Consider the following 21,369-nt stretch of genomic DNA (forward strand, 5'->3'; position numbering starts at 1 on the left):
ATAAAATGAAAAAAGCCCCGACAACCTAAGGTTGTCGGGGCTTTTTATTAGATTCGATAGCTAATACTTTTAGGCTAATCCAACAATCTCGCCATCATCGTTGATATCGACATTGAGATAGCCAGGCTTAATCCCCAGCCCTGGCATAGTCATCACTTTGCCCACAAGCGCCGTGACAAAGCCTGCCCCAGCATTAAGCCTTAGCTCAGTAATAGGCAGTTCAAAACCTGTCGGGATCCCTTTAATATCTGGATCGTGGCTTATCGACATCGGCGTCTTAGCGACACAGATAGGTAGCTCGCCATAGTTATGCTTAGCCAGCCAGTTTAATTGTGACTTAGCTTTATCAGATAGAGTGACGCTCGATGCGCCATAACCCACCTCTGCAAGCGTCATCAGCTTAGACTCAAGGCTAGTATTGCTCTCGTACAGCAAGTTAAAGTCAGATGGCGTCTGCGTCGCACGGTAAACCATATCCGCAAGCTTAGTCGCTCCTTCTGCGCCTTTACCAAAGGCTTCGCTTATCTCACTGCCGAAGGCCTTAGTTTGCTCAATAGCCTGCTTCAGCCACTCAAGTTCCTCGTCGGTATCGGTCGGGAAACGGTTAATTGCGACCACAACTGGCACGCCATATTGGCTGACGTTGTTGATATGCCATTCAAGGTTAGCAAAGCCGACCTTTAGACGCTGCGTATCTGGCTGGTTAATATCTTGGTCAGATTCGATGCCACTATTGGCTTTCAGAGCCTTCAGTGTCACTACCACTACAGATGCGCTCGGAGCGTAGCCCGATTCTCTCACCTTGATGTTACTGAACTTTTCAAAGCCCATATCTGAGCCAAATCCCGCTTCTGTCACGACAACGTCGGCAAGCTTAGCCGCGATGGTATCGGCAATAATCGAAGAGTTACCATGCGCTATATTGGCAAAGGGGCCAGCATGAATAAAGCATGGATCACCAGACAGAGTCTGCATCAAGGTTGGCTCAATCGCATCGGCCATAATCACCGTCATCGCACCTGCAACGCCTAGCGTTTCGGCTGTGATCGGCTCACCTTGATTATTGAGCGCCAATACGAGGCGACCAATACGCTGTCTAAGATCTTTTAAGTCTTGGCTCAGCGCTAGAATCGCCATCAATTCAGACGCTGCAGTGATGTCGAAACCCGACTCATGTACAGGGCCATTAACCGCACCAAAGCCGACTTTAATCTGTCTTAGGCTGCGTTCGTTATGGTCAACCACTCGGCGCCAAAGGATATTTTCAGCATCGATATTAAGCGCAGTTAAACCTGATTCTTGAGTAAAAGCTTCGGCGCCTAAACGTGTTTCATGGAATAGACGTGCGTCGATTGCGGCTGCCGCTAAATTATGGGCACTGCTAACCGCGTGAATATCACCGGTCAAGTGTAGGTTCAGCTCTTCCATCGGCACGACTTGCGCATAACCGCCACCCGCGGCGCCGCCCTTAGTGCCAAATACAGGCCCCATACTAGGCTGACGAATACAGGCGCAGGCTTTAATGCCGTTGAGGTTCATGGCTTGGGTTAAGCCGATAGTTGTTACGGTTTTTCCTTCGCCGAATGGCGTTGGCGTCACCGCAGTGACAATCACCAGTTTGGCATTTTCTCTGTCTGCGAGTCGTTTAGCGACCGACAGCGAAATCTTGGCCTTATTGGCACCACAAAGAGAGAGTTCATCAGGCTCAAGGCCTAAATTATTAGCGATATCAGTGATAGGTAAACAGGTGTGTTGGCGCGAAATTTCAATATCTGAATGCATTCGGATTTTCCACGTTTTATTTTTATGTAGGGTAGTTGCCGCTGCAATATAGGTGATATCAGATAGCGAGAAAACACAAATGCATTGTTATTTTAGCTTTTTGTAATCTACGTCAACAAACTGGTTATTTTTTTGCCGATTTTACGTTCAACTTGGCTAGATGAGCTATTTTCATGATGTAATACCAATCAGTATAAGAAGTTGATCTACTCAGAACGTTTTTTGGCAAATTAATTCAAGGCAAATAACTGAAAGAATGGTTGCTCCCTTGTGAAGTTGTTTAACGCAGAAGTAGGCAGCCAAAAACGTTCCAGAATGGCGAGTTTTAGCGGCTCTGATACTGCGACTCTTAATAAACAAAGAGGGAGCTTAAACCTAGTTTAACTATGCTCTGCACTCGTTGCCTTGTCTCAGTGCCGCTAAACTCTCGCTGAGCGACCAAATCTTTATACTGATTGGTATAAAAAAAGGCGCTTAAAGCGCCCTTTTATCGTAGAGATTGAGACTTATAAGAAAGTGATTTCGCCACTAAGATGTGGACGACGCCCTTTTTGGTCTCTGAGCTCAAATACGGTTTTCCCCTCAAGCTGCTCGGCCGCAAAACTGACGCTACTGGGCATAAATAGTGGTAGTTTAAATGTTACATCAATTTGGCAAGGGCGATCGCCGATACTAGGCATAAGCTGGGCGATACAGCGACCTTTGGACCACATACCATGCGCTAAAATGCGATCGAAGCCAAAGCGCTTCGACATCACAGGATGAAGGTGGATAAGATTATAGTCACCCGATGCCTTAGCGTAACGACGACCTAAATCTTCGGCTAGACTCCAGCTGACAGGCTCTTGCCACGCCATATCGTTAGCCTTAGGTGGGCGAACGCGCTTAGCCTTACCTTCGATACGGTATAGATAAGTCGACACAGACTCCCACACTAGCTCGTCGCTAACATAGGCCTTAGAAACCAAGTCAAACTCGAGACCTGAATCTGTAATACGGCTACTGGTCAGCGCGCATTGAATATTATATTTTTCATCAACGCGAGCACTACGGTGCAAGGTGATACTATTTTTAAGGTGGATCATACCTAGCAGCGGGAAGGTAATAGCGTCGTGGGTAAAAATAACCGCATGCAGCCTAAACGCCATCACATACAGGTATGTCGGTGGCAATGTCTTACCATCAAACTCAAATCCACAAACCTTGGCGTACTGAGCAACCTTGTCCTGTGACAAAGCCACGTTTTCGCTGGTCACTTTGATCATCGGCAGCGGCTGCTCATCCCAACCGGGCTTGCGTCCAAAAAATATCTTGCGATAAAGAGTGAATAGCGACGGCAACGCCTTTAAATCGATACAGTATTCTTTATTCAAACCGATAAAACCTTTCAAAATGACAGGAAAACCAAAATAGGCGGCGCATTATACCTCAAAACTGCCAAACTCGATAATTGCGCCCTGTGTGAAGAATTTTCATCTTATAAACACTGCTGTTTCCAACAGTTTTTAGCCTCTACCCCCAAAGGTAGTAAATAAGATTGAACACTCTTTTGGCCAACTAAGTGCCCCGCGCCCACGACAACAAACAGGGGCTGGGCGGTATCCGCTGACTGCATCAGTTTAACGATGCCTTGCGCCATGGTTTGGTTGCGTCCCCATAGCATTTTTTCAACCATTTCTGTTTCGCCTTCGCGGAGCATTTCCCCTTCCATCAAATCGGCTAACTCGGTTTCATCACCGCTGCGCCAGGCTGAAATTAGCTTAAGCATATCGGCATCTGGGGCCTCTATCGCCTCGCGCACCATGCTCCATTGAGTGTCTGCATCGAATGATGACAAGAGTTCAAATTGAAACTCGGCACTTTCCAGTTGGTATATAGGCTTGGTTCCCGCCTTTTCTACGAGTACGGCGTCAACCCCATAGTTCCCGCTATACCCTAACGCGGCATAGCGACCTATGCTGACCTGCATCGACTGTAGCCAGGGCGCATAGCTTTGAATTGCAGCGCAGAAGCTTAACTTATCTTGGCAATACTGGGAAAGTATCGACTGCGTTTCAGCATCCATAGGCAGCTGCTTTGAGCCATATTTTGCTAATAACGCTGGCACATTGGCATCTCTAATATCGGCCTCAACCACTAACGCCGCAGAGTTTTGATAAGCCTGTTCTATCTGATCAGCTAAAGGGAAAAAGTTAGCCTCGCCAATATGGATTGAGCCCAATAGATAAGCTATCTGCCCTTGATATGATATTTGATAAAACGGCGGTTTATCACCTGGATCAGCTTTAGTTGCTAATGACACAAACAGCATGGCTAGCCCTACTGATGTGAATAAACGCCTAACGACACTTGTTGCGATCATCCTTGCCCCTTATAATTCAGCAAAATGTCTAATTGAGAGGCTGTTATGCCACACACACAGGTTATCGAGCAACTTAAAGCCAGTTTGCAAACCGCCTATCGCCAAGCCATCGATGCTGACGCGAGACTGGATGAGCTAAAAAAAGCGGGCCACGTAAAATTTGATACCATCTTCAGTGCATCTGAAGGTTTTACCACCAAAAGCAACCGTTTTACACCTTATGTGCATGAACTCGCTGCCGAAATGGAAGGCTTTATTCAGGAGCCAGAGTCAATGGCTAAAGGCCTTGAAAGCTACATCCCGAAGCTTGGTTTATTGCTGCAAACCATGCAGGCTTTTCAATCCAACTCAAAGTAACTCTAGTCAATATCAATCCGTTATCAACGGATTGATATCTGTCATCTAACTGTCATACCTGTGTCATACACTTTGCTACCTAACACAATACCGGGTAGGAAAGGATGTCCGCAATCGATCTGCAACTAGAACTCTCAAAGATCATCGATAAAGAAAAAATCAAAGCGGTCTTTCAACCTATATGTAATATCTCTACCCACCAAGTTCATGGTTTTGAAGCATTAAGCCGCGGACCTGAGCATAGTCCACTATTTTCACCTGTACCATTATTTAAAACGGCAGCTTACGAGGGACGTCTATCTGAGCTTGAGACCCTCTGTCGACGGATCTCCATTCAACAGTTTAAAAACATCCAGCTGCCAGGCAAGCTATTCCTAAATATTTCACCTAAAGCGCTGTTAGAGCCTAATCATGCTAAAGGGCTCACCCTCAGCCTAGTACAAGAGCTCGGGTTACATCCATCTCAGGTCGTTATTGAGCTATCGGAGCAATATCCTGCCGACGATATCGATCTACTCAAGTCCTGTCTCAACCACTACCGTAGCCAAGGATTTCTCACGGCGATCGATGACTTGGGAGCCGGATATTCCGGTTTAAGGCTCTGGTCAGAATTAGCACCAGATTATGTGAAGATTGATCGTCACTTTATCGAGTCGATAGATAGCTCGTCAGTGAAGCAAGAGTTTGTTCGCTCTATCATCAATCTCTGTCAAAACCTCAGCTGCAAGGTGATAGCCGAAGGCATTGAGACTCAGGCAGAATTAGCCGTATTAAAACAGTTGGGAATTGTCTACTGCCAAGGCTTTCTACTCGGCCGCCCAAGCGACTCTCCCAATCGCTGTATTCCATTTGAACCCACTTTAGAACCGACAGCACAAAAGGTACGATTTGCCGAATCGGCAGAAAGCCTTTGCAGTCGAGCCACAACCAGCCAATTTGATCGTAAACTCAAGCAGATTGGCGAGACATTTAATCAGCAACCCAAGCTTCAAGCCATAGTGGTAATGCGACAGGATCTGGTGATTGGATTGGTGTTAAGAAGTCAGGTTATAGAGCTGTTTAGCACCCCATATGGTCGAGCACTATATGAAAACAGAAGCGTAGAAGAAGTATTAACCACTGAGCTCATTCGAATTGACGCAGAAATGCCGATATCTCAAGTTAGCCAGCGCCTAACCAAGGAGTCTACCGATCTTGTGGTGCAGCAATTTATTATTCTTAAACAAGGAAAGTTACTGGGGATCGGACACACCAAAGATCTTTTAGCTAAAATAACCGTTCAAAAAATTGCTATCGCGAGACACGCAAATCCGCTAACAGGGCTGCCTGGTAATATTCCTATTCAAGAAGAGCTACTGAGATTACGCCAACAAAAAAAGCCTTTCTATTTGGCTTACTTTGACCTATCTCACTTTAAACCCTATAACGATATCTACGGATTCTGCCGCGGCGATGAAGTGATTATGGAGGTTGCTCGCCTACTCTTATGTCTGCAAACCAGTAATAACTTTATCGGCCATGTGGGGGGAGATGATTTTGTCATAATCAGTACTTGTGCCAATATTGAGCCCCAAGCAATGAAAATTATTGATGATTTCGACGCAACGAAGTCATCATTTTATTCTAAGCAACATTGGCAAGATCAGAAGATGTTAGCTGAAGATAGAAATGGCCTGCAGTGCTACCACGACCTTATCTCGCTCAGCGTGGGGATACTCCCGCCCTCAATCACCATCCACTGTAATGAACATCAACTATCACTCTATAGTGCACAGGCAAAAAAACAGGCCAAACAAGCAAAAAATGCATTTAGCCTATTTTCACTAGAGACAGCTATTAGCGCATAAACCACAATAGGCTTAATGCGCTAATAGAACTTAACTCACTGACTCATGGAGAGCCAACCTTAGCTACAGATTGGGCTTAACAGTTTTTTTAAGCCAAGATGACAGCAGCTCATTTTCATATCGATATGGCTTGTTATTCATCTTATTAATTGAATACATAAAATTCATATCAGTCAGCTTCTCATCACCAGCCATAACCACCTGGTCACCTTGCAGAATTTTATAGCTAAAGGTAATGCGCGGCGGATAAATGTCTTTGACCACTCGTAAATCATTAGTCGTTGCGCCGAATGTCGGTCTCACATCGCCAGCCAGATCCAAGTCGGTCACCACCATCTCAAGCTTCTGATCAGGCTTAAGAATCTTGCTCGCCTCTTTATTTAAACTCTTGGTCATCTGCTCGAAGGTGCGCTGCTCGAAGCGTGATTGAATATCGCCACTTGAGCGGATATCACGAAAACTATCCGGGTCTTGCCACTCAACTTTTACCATACCATCTTCAGTAATTGGGTTTTCAACCGCTTCATCTGCCGCCCAAGCTGAGCTAGATGCCAGTATGCCCGCTACCAGTATATGTTTAACATTCATTTGTGCCTCCACGGTTGAACATAAGCGAATCATTAACAACTTAACTATATATTACAGAAGCTGAATCGCAGCTTAACTTGATAAGTTAGCCAATCTAGTTAATACAGTCATATTAGTAGACCATATTATAAACAAACTAGTTGCATCAAATTGCATCGACATTCAACCGCGCCGCCAAAAAAGATCCAGAATGGCGACCAAATATTTATACTGATTGGTATTGTACCTACCGGCTTAGCCGTTAAGCTAAAATGGTAATCAATCATCGGAAACCGCGTCATGCAAAAATTAACGCCTATCATCTTTGTCATCGTCTTATTTAGTGGACTAGCCGCTGCCATCTTCAGTATCAACCACTCAGAAACCACTTCACAGCCTGAAAGCTGGTCGGCTTTTATCTATAAAAACGGTTACAACTCTGGCCGATATGATAAGAAAGACGATTTTGACAACTACCCAAGCTGTAAAGCCTATGCCGAGCAGGAGTCTAACAAGCTTGACGGTGCCCCTTGGGAATGCGGCTTAAACTGTGGCTTCGATTCCATGCGCCAAGGCTTTCATTGCGAAACCATGACGAATGAATAACGGGCTAATGAGTAACAGCGAGTAAATAACGGCTAATGCATGTCACTCCACTTTAACGCCTACTTTACTTAGCGTTAAAGCAACCTTGTAGCCCTGCCCTCTGTTTGAACCAAAGCCGTCTGTAAATCCCCACCAACAAGCTGTTCGTTTTTCGTTCAGCTTGAGTACATGTTACATCCGCTAACATTCGTATCAAGTTAAAGCGTACCACCGAGGAAAGCTCTTAAGCCTGCCTACATTGATGCAGCTAAGAGTAAGGATTTCTGAAGCGGGTTACCCATTTATTATTTGGAGTCAAATATGAACTACTCGAATATTAGCAAAATCCCTTTTTCAGGCCGTATGGCATTTATCGCCGCGCTACTAGTGTCATTTAGCTTTATCGGACAGGCTAACGCCAATGAATTTACCGCTAAAGAGAAAGCCGCCATTACAGAGCACTACGAAATTCTGGCCGACCATCAAGCCGAGTCAGACCATGAACTAGAGTCAAAAATGCAGGCTGAATTTGATGAGCAAATGCAAGATTCTGAGCAAGAATTTATGGAGCTCACTTGTGCCACTCACGGACTAGAATTCGATAGTGAGTCTAGTGTCTGCCACGAATAACGCTAACTAATAACTGCTTCCCAATTAAATTCGGGATTCACATCTAATAAAAAACGAGGCCAAATGGCCTCGTTTTGCTATTTAACTATTTATCTCACCGCTAACGGCTCAACTTAGAACGGAAATGCCGCACTTAATTGTGGGTAAGCCGCCTTTAGCTGCTTCTTCTTATGAGAGAACTTTTTCCCCGCTGGATTTGCCTGCCCCGATGGCACATAAGGTAGCTCATCATCGGCGCGATCTTCATAAAGTTGACCCGCAATCAAGTCGTATTCATCGACGAAAGGATAGGCAGAACCGTCTTTCTCAGGCCATTGCGGTAAATTCCCCAGCTCATCTGGCGACTCAACCACTCTGTTGTACCACTCCTCGCCCAAGGAGATTAAGAAACAACGAAACTCGGCAAAAGCATATTCAGAATCACAACCTGTAATAATATAAGCTGCGCCCCAAACTGCCCAAGAATAAGAACGACGCATCTGCTGACCAAATATCTTGTCAAAATCTCGCAGGTCTTCATTACTCAAGGGACTCAATTTCTGTTTGAGTGCCTCGGCAAGCTCTGTTTGATCTTGCTGTGGTGATGTTCGGGTCACTAACGCCCAAAACTCAGATTCTGTCATCGGATTCTCTAATAGTACGGTGTAATACTGGCTATTCTAGCGCATTCCCCACCGCCTTAGCTAAACAATCTCACGGTTCAACAGGTTGTTGTATAGACGCGACCCGCCGTTTTTTTTAAACTCAGCGCAACAAGTATATAAAAAATACGGCGGCTCTCGGTACCCAATGACAAAACCACATCCACTATTAGCGATTTTGATGTTCCTTTACACGCTACTCGCAATTGCTGCCCTCTGGCGCACCTTTACCACTCAAGCTTTCGATCTATTAACCCTAGGGGTATTTCCTGTGCTTTATGGCCTGTTTATGCGCCAATTTTGGGCCGGAGTGGTGCTAAAGATCTATCTGACGATTCAAACTGTTGCTCTCCTCGCATTAGCGACAGCCGCCGTTATCGCTTATCAAATCACCCCTGAAGACGTCAAAGTAATCGTTAACGGTCAGAATATCCCTATCGGCGCCATTGTGGTTGCAGCACTTATTGCTATGACATTTCAGTTCTGGGTGGCATTTAGCCCCAAGACTCGTCACTACTTACAGCAAAAAGAAGTCACCGAATAAGTAATAATGGGTAATCGTTTGCATTTACGCTAGCACCGACTCATCAGCGCCAAAAAACCAAAATAGAAATAACAATTAAACCGGTACCTTAATTTATGCGCCATTTACAGCCAAGCGAACTATCAATCTTGTTGGTCGAGCCATCAGACACCCAAAGAAAAATTATCTGTCAGCGCCTCGAACAGGAGGGGGTTAAACAGATCCAAACCGCCAATAACCTTACCGAGGCTCTTAAGGTCATTAATCGTCATCAGCCCGATCTTGTTGCCAGTGCCATGCATTATGAAGATGGTACCGCATTGGAGTTGCTGCAACAGATCAAGTCATCGCAGCATTTTAGCGATATTCAATTTATGCTGGTCTCTAGCGAGTGTCGCCGCGAGCAGCTTGAAAGCTATCGCCAATCTGGTGTGGTCGCCATACTACCTAAACCTTTTACCGCAGAACATTTGGGCAAGGCATTAAATGCCACTATCGATCTTCTCAGCCATGACGAATTAGATTTGACCCACTTTGATGTGCAAGACTTACGTGTTCTGGTAGTCGATGATAGCAAGATGGCACGTAACATCATTAAGCGCACCATTACCAATCTCGGCTTAAGACTCATCACCGAGGCTGAGGATGGCCAACAAGCCATTGAACTGATGCAACAGCAGATGTTCGACTTAGTGATCACCGACTACAACATGCCAAGTGTCGATGGTCTGGCACTGACTCAGTTTATTCGCAACGACAGCCAGCAATCCCATATTCCTATCTTGATGGTGTCATCGGAAGCTAATGAGACCCACTTAAATAACGTATCTCAGGCCGGAGTTAACGCGCTGTGTGACAAACCTTTTGAGCCAAATACCGTGAAACAGATCCTCTATCAGCTGTTAGAAGAGTAAAAAACTGAGAAATCGCCCCTATTTTTGACTTTAAGGCCTATTTCATAGGCTTAAAGCGCTTTTAAAATGCAAAGGCTTGTGGCATGTTACATAACGCTACTAACAAATAAATCTACGGAAAGAAGAGACTATTCAAATGAATAAGACTGAACTTGTTGCAAAAATGGCTGAATCTGCAGAACTGACTAAAGCTGAAGCCGCTCGCGCCTTAAAATCTTTTGAAGAAACTGTTGCAGAAGCAATGAAGAATGGAGATAAAATCTCTATCGTTGGTTTTGGCTCTTTCGAAACTACGCAGCGCGCAGCGCGTACAGGTCGTAACCCACAGACTGGTAAAGAAATCCAGATCCCTGCGGCTACCGTACCTAAGTTCAAAGCAGGTAAGACGCTTAAAGATAGCGTTAACTAAATCACTGTTTCCGCAGTTAATAACTAAACCTCCCTTCGGAGGTTTTTTTATATCTGTAACTTATAAAATTACCCATATCGCTCTGCCCTATCACAGTGCTTGTTGCCCTAGTATGAATCATTCTCGCTCTCCCTCTAAAACCAAACATGACTAACAAACTGTTTTAATTGACATTATATTTTGGCTTAGAGTTTGCTAATCCTAATACGAATCAAAAAACAATAATGTTTCTGTAAAGGGGAATAGAATGAACAAGTTACTCATCAATAGCACAGTAATCCTTATTACATCGCTAGTCGGGACATCAGTCCAAGCCAGCGTTGAGGCCAATATTGGTGCGAGCTCTAACTATCTATGGCGTGGTATCACCCAAACCAACGATGCTGTAGCCGTTCAGGGAGGTATCGACTATAGCCATGACTCAGGCTTCTATGTAGGCACTTGGGCTTCTAATATCGACTTTGGCGATAACACAAGTTACGAGATAGATTTCTATACCGGCTTTGCGGGCAGCATTGGCGAAGAGTTCAAGTATGACATCGGCTACCTCTATTACGCCTATCCAGATGCAGGCGATAACATAGACCTAGGTGAAGTTAGTGCAGCGATCACCTGGAAATGGATAACAGTCAGTTACTCCCATCTAGTGAACGCTGGTAGTGAAGTGGTAACTGAGCCTCTAGATAATACTGATATGGGCTATCTGCAGACAACCCTCACATATCCTATCTCTGACACTCTATCTATTGCAGCCCATTATGGTTACTCAAGCGGCGATGTGGTCACGGCTTGGTACGACACTGACAGCTATGCCGATTACTCGTTAGTGCTGAGTAAAGACACGGATTTTGGCAGCATATCTTTTGCTGTCAGTGATACAGATCTTAAAAATGATGATGCCAAAGTTTTGCTCGGATATAACTACAGTTTTGAGCTATAACTCACTGTTCAAAAGGCTATTTACTCTATTATTTAGGGTAAATAGCCAGAGTCGCCTGTAGATGTTTTTGGTTGCTTAATTTCATTAAGCAGTTAAAAAATAGCTAAATTTATATTTTTTGAGCTAAAAGTGTAATTTTGCTACATAGATCGCATATTTTTAAATCACACCCTGCTAAATTCCAAATTAAGCACTCACTAATAAGGCTTAATCGAGTAAGCCAATGAGTGCAGACATTGTTTAGTTAATAACCATATGGTATCGACAGCATTTCCTTTTAACGCTAAGCAAGCGATTCGGAACAATGGATACCTAGCTAAGAGGAATTCGTGATGGCTCAGATTATTGACCTTGTGCCCAACGATGCAGAAATGGAGGCGTATACAACGCCTAAGAATCAGCAAGCAGCTGATGAGTTAGCACACAAAAAAGCGGTAAAAAAGCGCCTTGAAGACTATCTTGAACGTGCACAATTAAAGCGCGATTTAAGTGAAGACGACTTCTGGGCGTAAATAAGATTTAGCCCTGATGAAAAAAGCTCCTAGCATCATATCTAGGAGCTTTTTTAGTTTATGAGGATAGTGTAACCAAACTCATGATCAACTATTTGGCTTTTTGCGATTCTAAATCAGTCTGACGCTTCTTCAAGAAGTACTCTCTGGTAAGTGCAAATACCACAGGACTCAATAGTGCCAAGGCGATCAGGTTGGGAATTGCCATCATGGCATTGAGCGTATCGGCCAATAACCAAATAAACTCCAGCGAACTCACTGCTCCTAACGGCACCACTATGGTCCAAAGAATTCTAAATGGCTTGATGGCTTTAATGCCAAACAGGAACTGCACGCACTTCTCACAGTAAAAGCTCCAGCCCAAAATCGTAGTAAAGGCGAAAATACTCAGAGCAATTGCCACTACATAGTTACCCATAGGGAAAGCATGAGAGAAAGCAAAAGAGGTTAACGCTGCGCCGTTCTCACCCGAAGTCCAAGCACCTGAAACGATAATAGCCAAACCTGTGATACTACAAACAATCAAGGTATCGATAAATGTGCCTAGCATGGCCACTAAACCTTGTGCCACTGGATTGTTAGTCTGCGCCGCAGCATGGGCAATCGGCGCACTACCTAGGCCAGCTTCATTAGAGAACACACCGCGTGCCACACCAAAACGAATCGCAGCCCAAACCGCCGCTCCAGCAAAGCCACCTTGCGCAGCAACAGGGTTAAATGCGCTATGCAAAATCAGCTCAATTGCCGCAGGGATCTCAGAAGCGTAAACCACCAAAACCGCAACACCTGCGGCGAGATAGAAAATCGTCATCATTGGCACGAGCTTGCCGGCAACATCGGCAATACGCTTAATTCCGCCCATAAGTACAGCGCCAACCAGCACCATAAGTACCACACCCGTAATCCAATTTGGCACGCCAAAATTACTACTGAGTGCATCGGCAACCGAGTTAGCCTGAACCGTATTACCGATACCAAAACCGGCAAGAGAACCAAATAGTGCAAAGGCGGTACCTAGCCAAGCCCATTTAGCCCCTAAACCATTTTTGATGTAGTACATTGGACCACCAACGTGGTTACCATTGTCATCCACTTCACGATACTTAACCGCAAGCACGGCTTCGGCAAACTTAGTCGCCATTCCTACCAACGCCGTACACCACATCCAAAACAAAGCACCTGGACCACCAATAAAAATCGCGGTAGCCACACCGGCAATATTACCTGTACCTATAGTCGCCGACAGTGACGTCATCAAAGCATTAAAAGGGCTAATCTCCCCTTTCATGTTCTTATCTTTATCCGGAATACGCCCAGACCATAGCAGCTTAAAACCCGTGCCTAACTTTAAAATCGGCATAAACCGCAACCCAATGGTCAAGAGTAACCCGACCCCCAGAATCATAATCAACATCGGAGTCCCCCAGACCACGCCATTGATCATGCTTACAAAATTCGTAATAGCTTCCATTCAAACCTCGTCGATACAGAGAATTTATCGTTATTATTTATATTTATAATTGTGTTTTTGTCTCTAGGGCTTTTTGATCTTGCATTTTTGATCTTGAATTAGATTAGCAAGATCAAAAGGTCCTAATAAAGCGAGTAGGCTCTCAAGAATGATTAACCTACTCAAACTTTCAAACAGAGTACAACGAATTGTTAACCTTTGGAAAGGCTAGAAAACAAACTAAAACGGTCAGATGAAAAGTTGTCATAACGTTTTGCAACGTCATGACAACTAAGAATAATGCCAGTTAGGCCTATATCAGTGACTTATAGCAGTTGCTATTCATGCGCAAAAGTACGAGCTTATTTAAAGGAGATAGTTGAACGAGGTAATTTAAAGGAGATAACAAAAGTCACAAACAACATGGCTGCCGAAATAAACAAGCAAACCGACAACCCCGCCTCTTGATATACCCAAGCAGAAGACACCATGGCTAGATAGAAGCGATCAACTTTGAGTTCGAGGCAATTTAAAGGAGATAATAAAGGTAACAAACAGCATAGCAGCCGAAATAAACAAGCAAGCCGACAGACCAGCCTCTTGATATACCCAGCCGGAAAGCACTGTACCGAGTAAGCGTCCCATTGCATTCGCCATGTAATAGAAGCCAATATCGAGGGAAACGCCATCTTCTCCGGCATAGCTAACAATCAAATAGCTATGCAGTGAAGAGTTAATCGCAAAGATGGCACCGAAAATCATCAAGCCCACAATCAGGGCCAATTGTGGTGCCAGCCAGCCAGTAAACATCACCACAGCCAATATTGCGGTGACCAGTGTCAGTAGGCCGACCCACAGCGTAGCAACCTTGCCATCTGGCGCACGCTTTCTTGCGGTAAAAGAGGGGGCTATGGACTGCACCATGCCATAGGCGATAACCCAAATAGCAAGAAAAGCACCGACACTGCTATGTTCCCAGCCAAGTTGGCTGGCAAGAAACACAGGCAGTGCAATCACAAACCAGACATCTCGGGCGGCAAACAAAAATAAACGCGCCGCAGAGAGGATGTTAACGCTATCACTCTTAGAAAAGATCTCAGTAAACTTGGGTTTAGACTTAGCTTTACCTAAGTCAGCTTTCAAACTCACAAGACTGCCAAGCCAAACAATCAGTAACATTGCAGCCATTATTGCCACTGCGCCAGTAAAGCCTGCAACAGACAGCAACAGGCCACCTAAGAAGAATCCAGCACCTTTTAACGCATTCTTAGAGCCCGTTAATATGGCTACCCAGCGAAAAAGTTTATCTTCGGCATCTTTCGGCACTAAGGTTTTAATTGCACTCTTGGCACTCATCTTATTGAGATCTTTAGCGATCCCCGACAACGCCTGTGCCGCCATCACCCAAGGAACAGTCAGCATGGCTGCAGGTAGCAAAAGCATCGCAAGAGCCACTATCTGCAAACCTAGTCCAATATTCATGGTGCGATTTAGCCCTAGCCTTGCACCGAGCCAGCCGCCGATAAGATTAGTGACGACACCAAAGATCTCATAAAACAGGAATAACATGGCAATCGCCAGCGGTGTATAACCTAAGTCATAAAAGTGCAGTACCACCAGCATACGCAGCGCACCATCGGTAAGCGTAAATGCCCAGTAGTTCCCAGTAACAATTAAGTATTGCTTAACGCTATCAGGCAAAGAACGAAGTTTTGCTAACACTGCTTACCACCTTAAAAAAGGACCTAGGATGCGAGGACGTGGCTGCGCCACTACTAGGACGCTACGCTGCTAGGAAAAAGAAAAGGCTAGAACAGCTGACAGCCTCAGCTTTCCCGACTTTAACCGTCCCAGCTTGCATCGTCTTAGCGTTACTCTGCTTGGTCTATACGTCCAACCATAATCGCTAGCTCGGCAGTGCGGTTTGCATAGCCCCACTCATTGTCATACCAGACGTAGAGTTTAACTTGGGTACCGTTAACGACCATGGTCGATGGCGCATCTATGATGCTCGAACGCGGGTCTGTCTTGTAATCCACAGATACTAATGGGCGCTCTTCATAACCTAGAATGCCTTTTAGCTGCCCTTCCGCCGCTTGCTTAAGCAACTGGTTTACTTCAGCTTCGGTGGTTTCGCGGTTAAGCTCGAATACACAATCTGTAATAGAGGCATTAGCCAAAGGAACACGCACAGCATGACCATTTAACTTACCCTTTAGTTCTGGGAAGATATGGGTAATGGCCGTAGCACTGCCTGTTGTAGTTGGAATAAGGCTTAAACCACAGGCACGAGCGCGTCTTAAGTCTTTATGAGGCGCATCTAAGATGGTCTGGGTATTGGTAATATCGTGAATGGTTGTCATCGACCCATGCTTGATACCAATGTTTTCGTGGATCACCTTAACCACAGGCGCCAAACAGTTAGTCGTGCAAGACGCTGCCGTCACAATCGGATGAATGTCCTTGTTATAAAGATCTTGATTGACCCCCATGACGATATTGAGCACGCCCTCTTCTTTCACCGGCGCGGTGACCACGACTCTCTTCACCCCTTGGTCTAAATAGGCTTGTAGCAAGGCTTTGGTCTTCATTACACCTGACGCTTCAATCACCACGTCACAATCTGACCAATCAGTATCGGCAATCGCTTTATTACGCGTAGTGACAATGCGGCTTGCGCCAATCACTATGTTATCGCCGTCGGCCGTCGCTTCCTCTGACCAACGACCATGAATGGAATCGAACGTCAGCAAATGAGCCAATGTCGCCGCATCACCGGCCGGATCGTTGATCTGTACAAATTCAACATCGCTATTGTGCCATGCCGACCTTAGCGCTAAACGCCCCATTCTACCGAAGCCGTTGATACCTATTTTGATTGTCATAGTCGTCTCTTAATCTGTTATTAAATCGTTTAAGTTCAATCTAGAGTTAGAATTTATTTCTCAATGTAATAGCCGGATTTGATGCTCAGAGCATAAGCTCTGAGCTAGCGATTACGACTGAGTAACTGCATCTTCAGCAAATAGATGCCGACTGCGGTTAACTATCGCCACTAACGATAACATCACTGGCACCTCCACTAGCACGCCAACCACAGTGGCTAGCGCAGCCCCCGAATGCAAGCCAAACAGTGAGATGGCTACCGCCACAGCTAATTCAAAGAAGTTTGAAGTGGCAATCATACAAGCTGGCGCCGCCACTTTATGAGTTAGCTTCATCTTTTTAGCCGCATAAAATGCGATAAAGAAAATACCGTAAGTTTGGATCAATAACGGAATCGCAATCAGGGCAATATTTTGTGGCTCAGCAATAATTGTTTCAGCCTGAAAGCCAAATAGCAGCACCACAGTGGCAAGCAGCCCCACCATAGACCAAGGCTTCAGCTTAGCCACAAATGCGTTTACCTGACTATCGTCGCCCTTTTTCTGCAGCATATATCGGGTGATAACACCTGCAATCAATGGCAACACCACATATAAACCGACTGATGATAACAAGGTCGCCCATGGCACCTGAATATCACTCACGCCCAATAGCAATGCAGTGATTGGGGCAAATGCCACCACCATGATTAAATCATTTACCGAGACCTGTACTAAGGTGTAGTTGGGGTCGCCTTTTGTGAGCTGGCTCCAGACAAAGACCATAGCCGTACAAGGTGCGACGCCCAGTAATATCATACCCGCAATGTATTCACTCGCCGTTTGTGGGTCGACAAAATCGACAAAGAACACCTTAAAGAATAACCAGCCTAATGCAGCCATAGTAAAGGGCTTAATCAACCAATTAATTACTAATGTCAGTACTAGACCTTTTGGGCTTTTACCCACATCTTTCACTGCTGAAAAGTCGATTTGCACCATCATTGGATAAATCATCACCCAAATCAGTACCGCAATGACAAAATTCACATGAGCATATTCAAGCCCAGCTATCACTGTAAATGTGTCTGGCGCTAAGTTACCCAGAAACACACCAGCTAGAATAGCCAGACCAACCCAAACACTTAAATAACGTTCAAAAATACCCATTGTATGTAGCCTAATATGATTAAAAATAGTCAAACAAAATACCGATTAGCAGCAGACTTTAGTCCGTTCTGGACGAGAGCCCATCTGTAGGAGCTTATTTAAGTTAACTGCAATTATCTCGCTCTGTTCTTTGGCTAGCGTCAGTAAGATCTCATTAGCCCACACAGGTAGCTCTGGGTTAATACGATAAAAAACCCATTGCCCCTGACGTCTATCCACTAACAAACCAAGCTTACGCAGCTGCGCCAAATGGCGAGAGATCTTGGGTTGGATCTCATCAAGTGCCGTCATTAGCTCGCAAACACATAGCTCTGACTCCGCTTGAATCAGCAACAAGCTACGCAATCGGGTGTCATCGGCTAGCGCTTTAAAAAAAATTAAAGGTGTCATTATCATCTCTCGATAGACTCAATATTAACTGGACACAGAATATATGGAAAATAATATATATGTTTTTTCACATGTTCAAGTAGTGTTGAGATTTTCAGATAAAAATGGGCAAATGTTCAACTATTGAGTAAAAATACTGCTAAGTTATCTATATGATTTAGATGACATTGGCACTATTCAGCAAGGAACCACTTCGTCATGCAGAAACTAAAAATAATTTTCGTGGTGACCTTGATGATACTCACTGTAGGCTGCGCCAACTTTCGACATCTAGCGAAAGAAGTCGATATGCTCAACCGTGTCTATGTCGAATACCGAGTCACAATCCAGTCGCAGCATGAGACTGAATCTTTTGTTTTCGTGCAACTGCAAAGCCTAGACGCCGACACAATTGATGGTTATGAAGTCGTGATCGGCAATCAGCAAATTACCGTAACGGGCGACACTAACAGCCAATACCTGTTTACGTTTAACGACACCAATAACGATCTGCGCTTTCAAGTCGGTGAAGCATTCTCAATTAACCTTTTAGCCGAAGACACCAGTAAACCTCTGCTTCTGCGCCTCAGTAATACTCAAGACAACTACCCGAAAGCCTTAGTCGATACTCCTTTGAACAACTTGCTAAATGTGAATTTCAGTCCAGCCAAGATAGGTGAACAGGCCGATTTAGATGCGCCACAATTTGATAGAGAAATGGCAGAACTGGGCATGTGGAAACCCATAACCCACCTGAAACAAGGTAACAGCGGCGTGTTCTTTATCGATGATTTCGATACAAGCAAGATTCCAGTGCTGTTCATTCATGGCATGAACGGTACCGCACGAGATTTTGCACCACTTATCGCCAAGCTAGACAGGCAAAAATATCAAGTTTGGGTCATGAACTACCCTAGCGGTTTGTCTATCGAACTATTGGCAAACGGGCTCAATAGCCTGATAAAAATAATCGATTATCGCTATGACGTTAAGACCTTTCACTTAGTCGCGCACAGCATGGGCGGACTCGTCACTCAGGCCTACTTAGATCTGTGCCGCAATCAGCTTGGCTGTGATGATATCGCCAGCTTTACCTCAATATCGACGCCATTTGGCGGTGTCGAGTCGGCGCAAAGCGGTGTGGATTACGCCCCCGTAGTGATGCCCGCATGGCGTAACCTAGCACCAGAAAGTGATTTTATTGCCACGCTATTTACAGACAAATTTGCAGACAAGCATGCAGGCGATAACGACTCAAACCGTCCTGCACACCAACTTGTGTTCGGCTATAAAGTCAGTGGCATTATTAATAAGAAGAGCAGCGACGGAGTGATAAGCCTTGATAGCCAACTAAGAGACAAGGCGCAACAGCAAGCCGAACGTGTTTATGGTTTAAATGAAGACCACGTCAGTATTTTGAGTAACGACAATCTAGCAAACGCCCTGCATCAATTTTGGTTAAAGACTGAAAAGCAACACCTGACTAAGCATGACGGCTTATAGACAAAACTGATAGCAGTAAAAGATCTACCTTCTGAAGAAGGTGGCTTTGCCCATGTGTTACAAAATAGACTCCCTAAAAGGGAGCTTTCCTACCGTGCGTTAACAAGACGCCGTAAATATATCCCTATAGGCCTTTCTTTAAAGCATGGGCTAAATCACTGACTGCCATGGATTGGCGGAAATGCCAACAAATGTAGGGAACATTTGTGGCCCTGATTTAGAAGCTTGTACCGCACCATTAGCAAAGCTCACGTATCACTTGAGTTAATAAGCTATGTTTAAATGAACTTATAAGCCGTGTATCGCATGGATGCTAAGCTCGCCTCCATGGACACTTTACTCTCCAAACAAAAGTCGGCGTGCTTATAAGTCGTTAAACATTGCCTTACTCCGCAATGCCATTGAACGTACTTCAGGCAGAGCCTAATTGATGATAACAGCCCCTACTAAAGTAGGTGGTTTAGGGCTAAAAACAAAAAAGGCTTCCGAAGGAAGCCTTTTAAAATATTCAATAAAGACCCTAATTACCGGCGATCTTCATCTTATCCATTAAGATCCCGCCAGTGCGGATCGATGAACGTAGGTCACGATCTTTAGCCACCCCAAGGATATTCTGGAACATATCCTTAAGATTACCAGCGATAGTGATCTCTTCTACTGGGTACAAGATCACGCCGTTTTCGACGTAGAAGCCTGCTGCGCCGCGAGAGTAATCACCCGTGACCGTATTCACGCCTTGGCCCATAACTTCGGTAACAATAAGCCCGGTACCCATCTCTTTAACCAATTGGTCGAAGGTTTGGCCCGTAGTGGATAGGGTCCAGTTGTAGATCCCTCCTGCATGGCCAGTATTGGTCAAGCCAAGCTTGCGCGCCGAGTAACTGGTTAACAGATACGTCGCTAAGCGACCATTATCGATGATATCTCGCGCCTGAGTCGCAACACCTTCACTGTCATATGCTGAGCTTGCCAATGCACCGACAAGTAATGGATCTTCATGAATACTGAACCAATCAGGGAAGACTTGAGTGTCGATAGCATCGAGAAGGAAACTCGACTTACGGTACAGACTGCCACCGCTAATAGCGCCAACTAAATGCCCAATTAGGCCTGTGGCGATCTCAGGAGAAAACAACACAGGTAGTTGTGTGGTAGCAATTTTACGCCCACCTAATCGACCCGCGGTTTTCTCTGCCGCTTTCTTACCTATGATCTCTGGCGCAACCATTTCGCTAAACTTACGTGAAATCGTGTAGTCATAGTCACGCTGCATACCGCCTTCATGCTCACCAATCGCCACACAGCTTAAGCTGTAGCGAGAGCTGCAAAAACCATTGAGGAAACCATGGCTATTACCATAAACCTTAACGCTTGAATGGGCGTTGGCACTGGCACCATCTGAAGTTTTTACACGCGGGTCGGTGTCTAGCGCAGCCTCTTCGGCAAGCACTGCTAGGTGCGTCAACTCTTCAGGAGAGATCTCTTGTGGATGATACAGGTCAAGCTCTGGGAACTCGGTCGCCATCAAAGACTTATCAGCCAAGCCATTATATGGATCTGCAGAAGTAAAGCGTGCAATATCATTGGCTGCCTTTACCGCTTGCTGAATGGCAGCGGGGCTCAAATCAGACGTAGATGAACTGCCTTTGCAGCCATCTCTAAAGACAGTAATACCTAAGGCGCCATCTTTATTAAACTCAACAGTTTCAACTTCTTTCATACGAGTCGAAACTGACAGGCCTTGCTGCTTACTAATCGCAACTTCTGCACCAGAAGTGCCTAATGTTTTTGCATATTCCAGCGCCATCGAAACGGCATCAGTCAAGGAATCCAATTCAATATCAATGCTATGTGAAGACACAGATCTACTCTTTATTTGTCGGCAATAGCGATAGCATAACAAACCCAAAACCCAATCACATTAAATAATCCCTCTACGACAGC

At 45.0% G+C, this 21,369-nt stretch carries 21 protein-coding genes; 10 read left to right on the plus strand and 11 right to left on the minus strand.

Annotated elements, in window-relative coordinates:
* Positions 1–69: 69 nt before the first annotated feature.
* The 3 genes from SPEA_RS19550 to SPEA_RS19560 form a co-directional block, all read right to left on the minus strand.
* Entirely contained in the window at positions 70–1,782 is a 1,713-nt protein-coding gene (locus SPEA_RS19550; RefSeq protein ID WP_012156913.1) for a formate--tetrahydrofolate ligase, read from the minus strand.
* A 506-nt stretch (positions 1,783–2,288) separates the two neighbouring features.
* Positions 2,289–3,155, minus strand: coding sequence for a MaoC family dehydratase (locus SPEA_RS19555; RefSeq protein ID WP_012156914.1), 867 nt, complete (start codon positions 3,153–3,155; stop codon positions 2,289–2,291).
* A gap of 104 nt (positions 3,156–3,259) precedes the next feature.
* Entirely contained in the window at positions 3,260–4,144 is an 885-nt protein-coding gene (locus SPEA_RS19560; protein ID WP_012156915.1) for a TraB/GumN family protein, read from the minus strand.
* 45 nt (positions 4,145–4,189) lie between these two features.
* On the opposite strand from SPEA_RS19560, the gene SPEA_RS19565 reads away from it, so the two are divergent.
* On the plus strand, positions 4,190–4,501 hold the full coding sequence (locus SPEA_RS19565) for a hypothetical protein (protein ID WP_012156916.1): 312 nt from the start codon (positions 4,190–4,192) through the stop codon (positions 4,499–4,501).
* 104 nt (positions 4,502–4,605) lie between these two features.
* Positions 4,606–6,348 (plus strand): bifunctional diguanylate cyclase/phosphodiesterase, encoded by a 1,743-nt coding sequence (locus tag SPEA_RS19570; protein WP_012156917.1) that lies wholly within the window; start codon positions 4,606–4,608, stop codon positions 6,346–6,348.
* A gap of 63 nt (positions 6,349–6,411) precedes the next feature.
* On the opposite strand, the gene SPEA_RS19575 is transcribed toward SPEA_RS19570, so the two are convergent.
* Entirely contained in the window at positions 6,412–6,936 is a 525-nt protein-coding gene (locus tag SPEA_RS19575) for a DUF3016 domain-containing protein (protein WP_012156918.1), read from the minus strand.
* A 279-nt stretch (positions 6,937–7,215) separates the two neighbouring features.
* Here SPEA_RS19575 and SPEA_RS19580 point away from each other — a divergent pair, with 279 nt between their 5' ends.
* Entirely contained in the window at positions 7,216–7,521 is a 306-nt protein-coding gene (locus SPEA_RS19580) for a hypothetical protein (protein WP_012156919.1), read from the plus strand.
* Positions 7,522–7,821: 300 nt separating this feature from the next.
* The gene (locus SPEA_RS19585) at positions 7,822–8,130 is read left to right on the plus strand and encodes a hypothetical protein (protein WP_012156920.1); all 309 of its coding nucleotides are present in this window, start codon (positions 7,822–7,824) and stop codon (positions 8,128–8,130) included.
* Positions 8,131–8,243: 113 nt separating this feature from the next.
* On the opposite strand, the gene SPEA_RS19590 is transcribed toward SPEA_RS19585, so the two are convergent.
* Positions 8,244–8,753: a DUF4240 domain-containing protein gene (locus SPEA_RS19590; protein WP_012156921.1), complete on the minus strand. Its 510-nt coding sequence runs from the start codon at positions 8,751–8,753 to the stop codon at positions 8,244–8,246.
* A 166-nt stretch (positions 8,754–8,919) separates the two neighbouring features.
* Between SPEA_RS19590 and SPEA_RS19595 the strand changes: the two genes are divergently transcribed.
* The 5 genes from SPEA_RS19595 to SPEA_RS19615 all read left to right on the plus strand — a co-directional run bounded on the left by SPEA_RS19595 (position 8,920) and on the right by SPEA_RS19615 (position 12,069).
* Positions 8,920–9,315, plus strand: a complete 396-nt coding sequence (locus SPEA_RS19595) for a hypothetical protein (RefSeq protein ID WP_012156922.1) — start codon at positions 8,920–8,922, stop codon at positions 9,313–9,315.
* 95 nt (positions 9,316–9,410) lie between these two features.
* On the plus strand, positions 9,411–10,208 hold the full coding sequence (locus SPEA_RS19600) for a response regulator (RefSeq protein WP_012156923.1): 798 nt from the start codon (positions 9,411–9,413) through the stop codon (positions 10,206–10,208).
* A 136-nt stretch (positions 10,209–10,344) separates the two neighbouring features.
* Positions 10,345–10,617, plus strand: a complete 273-nt coding sequence (gene hbs, locus SPEA_RS19605; RefSeq protein ID WP_012156924.1) for a non-specific DNA-binding protein Hbs — start codon at positions 10,345–10,347, stop codon at positions 10,615–10,617.
* Between the two features lie 247 nt (positions 10,618–10,864).
* Positions 10,865–11,557 (plus strand): TorF family putative porin, encoded by a 693-nt coding sequence (locus SPEA_RS19610; RefSeq protein ID WP_012156925.1) that lies wholly within the window; start codon positions 10,865–10,867, stop codon positions 11,555–11,557.
* 332 nt (positions 11,558–11,889) lie between these two features.
* The gene (locus tag SPEA_RS19615; RefSeq protein WP_012156926.1) at positions 11,890–12,069 is read left to right on the plus strand and encodes a PA3496 family putative envelope integrity protein; all 180 of its coding nucleotides are present in this window, start codon (positions 11,890–11,892) and stop codon (positions 12,067–12,069) included.
* A 91-nt stretch (positions 12,070–12,160) separates the two neighbouring features.
* On the opposite strand, the gene SPEA_RS19620 is transcribed toward SPEA_RS19615, so the two are convergent.
* The 5 genes from SPEA_RS19620 to SPEA_RS19640 all read right to left on the minus strand — a co-directional run bounded on the left by SPEA_RS19620 (position 12,161) and on the right by SPEA_RS19640 (position 17,943).
* Positions 12,161–13,540, minus strand: a complete 1,380-nt coding sequence (locus SPEA_RS19620; protein WP_012156927.1) for an alanine/glycine:cation symporter family protein — start codon at positions 13,538–13,540, stop codon at positions 12,161–12,163.
* Between the two features lie 486 nt (positions 13,541–14,026).
* Positions 14,027–15,241, minus strand: a complete 1,215-nt coding sequence (arsJ, locus tag SPEA_RS19625) for an organoarsenical effux MFS transporter ArsJ (protein ID WP_012156928.1) — start codon at positions 15,239–15,241, stop codon at positions 14,027–14,029.
* A gap of 149 nt (positions 15,242–15,390) precedes the next feature.
* Positions 15,391–16,404, minus strand: coding sequence for an ArsJ-associated glyceraldehyde-3-phosphate dehydrogenase (locus tag SPEA_RS19630; protein ID WP_012156929.1), 1,014 nt, complete (start codon positions 16,402–16,404; stop codon positions 15,391–15,393).
* A gap of 111 nt (positions 16,405–16,515) precedes the next feature.
* Positions 16,516–17,553, minus strand: coding sequence for an ACR3 family arsenite efflux transporter (arsB, locus tag SPEA_RS19635; protein WP_012156930.1), 1,038 nt, complete (start codon positions 17,551–17,553; stop codon positions 16,516–16,518).
* Positions 17,554–17,598: 45 nt separating this feature from the next.
* Positions 17,599–17,943, minus strand: coding sequence for a metalloregulator ArsR/SmtB family transcription factor (locus SPEA_RS19640; RefSeq protein WP_041411117.1), 345 nt, complete (start codon positions 17,941–17,943; stop codon positions 17,599–17,601).
* Positions 17,944–18,141: 198 nt separating this feature from the next.
* On the opposite strand from SPEA_RS19640, the gene SPEA_RS19645 reads away from it, so the two are divergent.
* Positions 18,142–19,425 (plus strand): alpha/beta fold hydrolase, encoded by a 1,284-nt coding sequence (locus SPEA_RS19645; protein ID WP_041411118.1) that lies wholly within the window; start codon positions 18,142–18,144, stop codon positions 19,423–19,425.
* Between the two features lie 520 nt (positions 19,426–19,945).
* Here SPEA_RS19645 and pmbA read toward each other — a convergent pair.
* On the minus strand, positions 19,946–21,286 hold the full coding sequence (gene pmbA, locus SPEA_RS19650; RefSeq protein WP_041411119.1) for a metalloprotease PmbA: 1,341 nt from the start codon (positions 21,284–21,286) through the stop codon (positions 19,946–19,948).
* Positions 21,287–21,369 lie beyond the last annotated feature (83 nt).

It is taken from the genome of Shewanella pealeana ATCC 700345 (assembly GCF_000018285.1).
GTDB lineage: Bacteria > Pseudomonadota > Gammaproteobacteria > Enterobacterales > Shewanellaceae > Shewanella > Shewanella pealeana.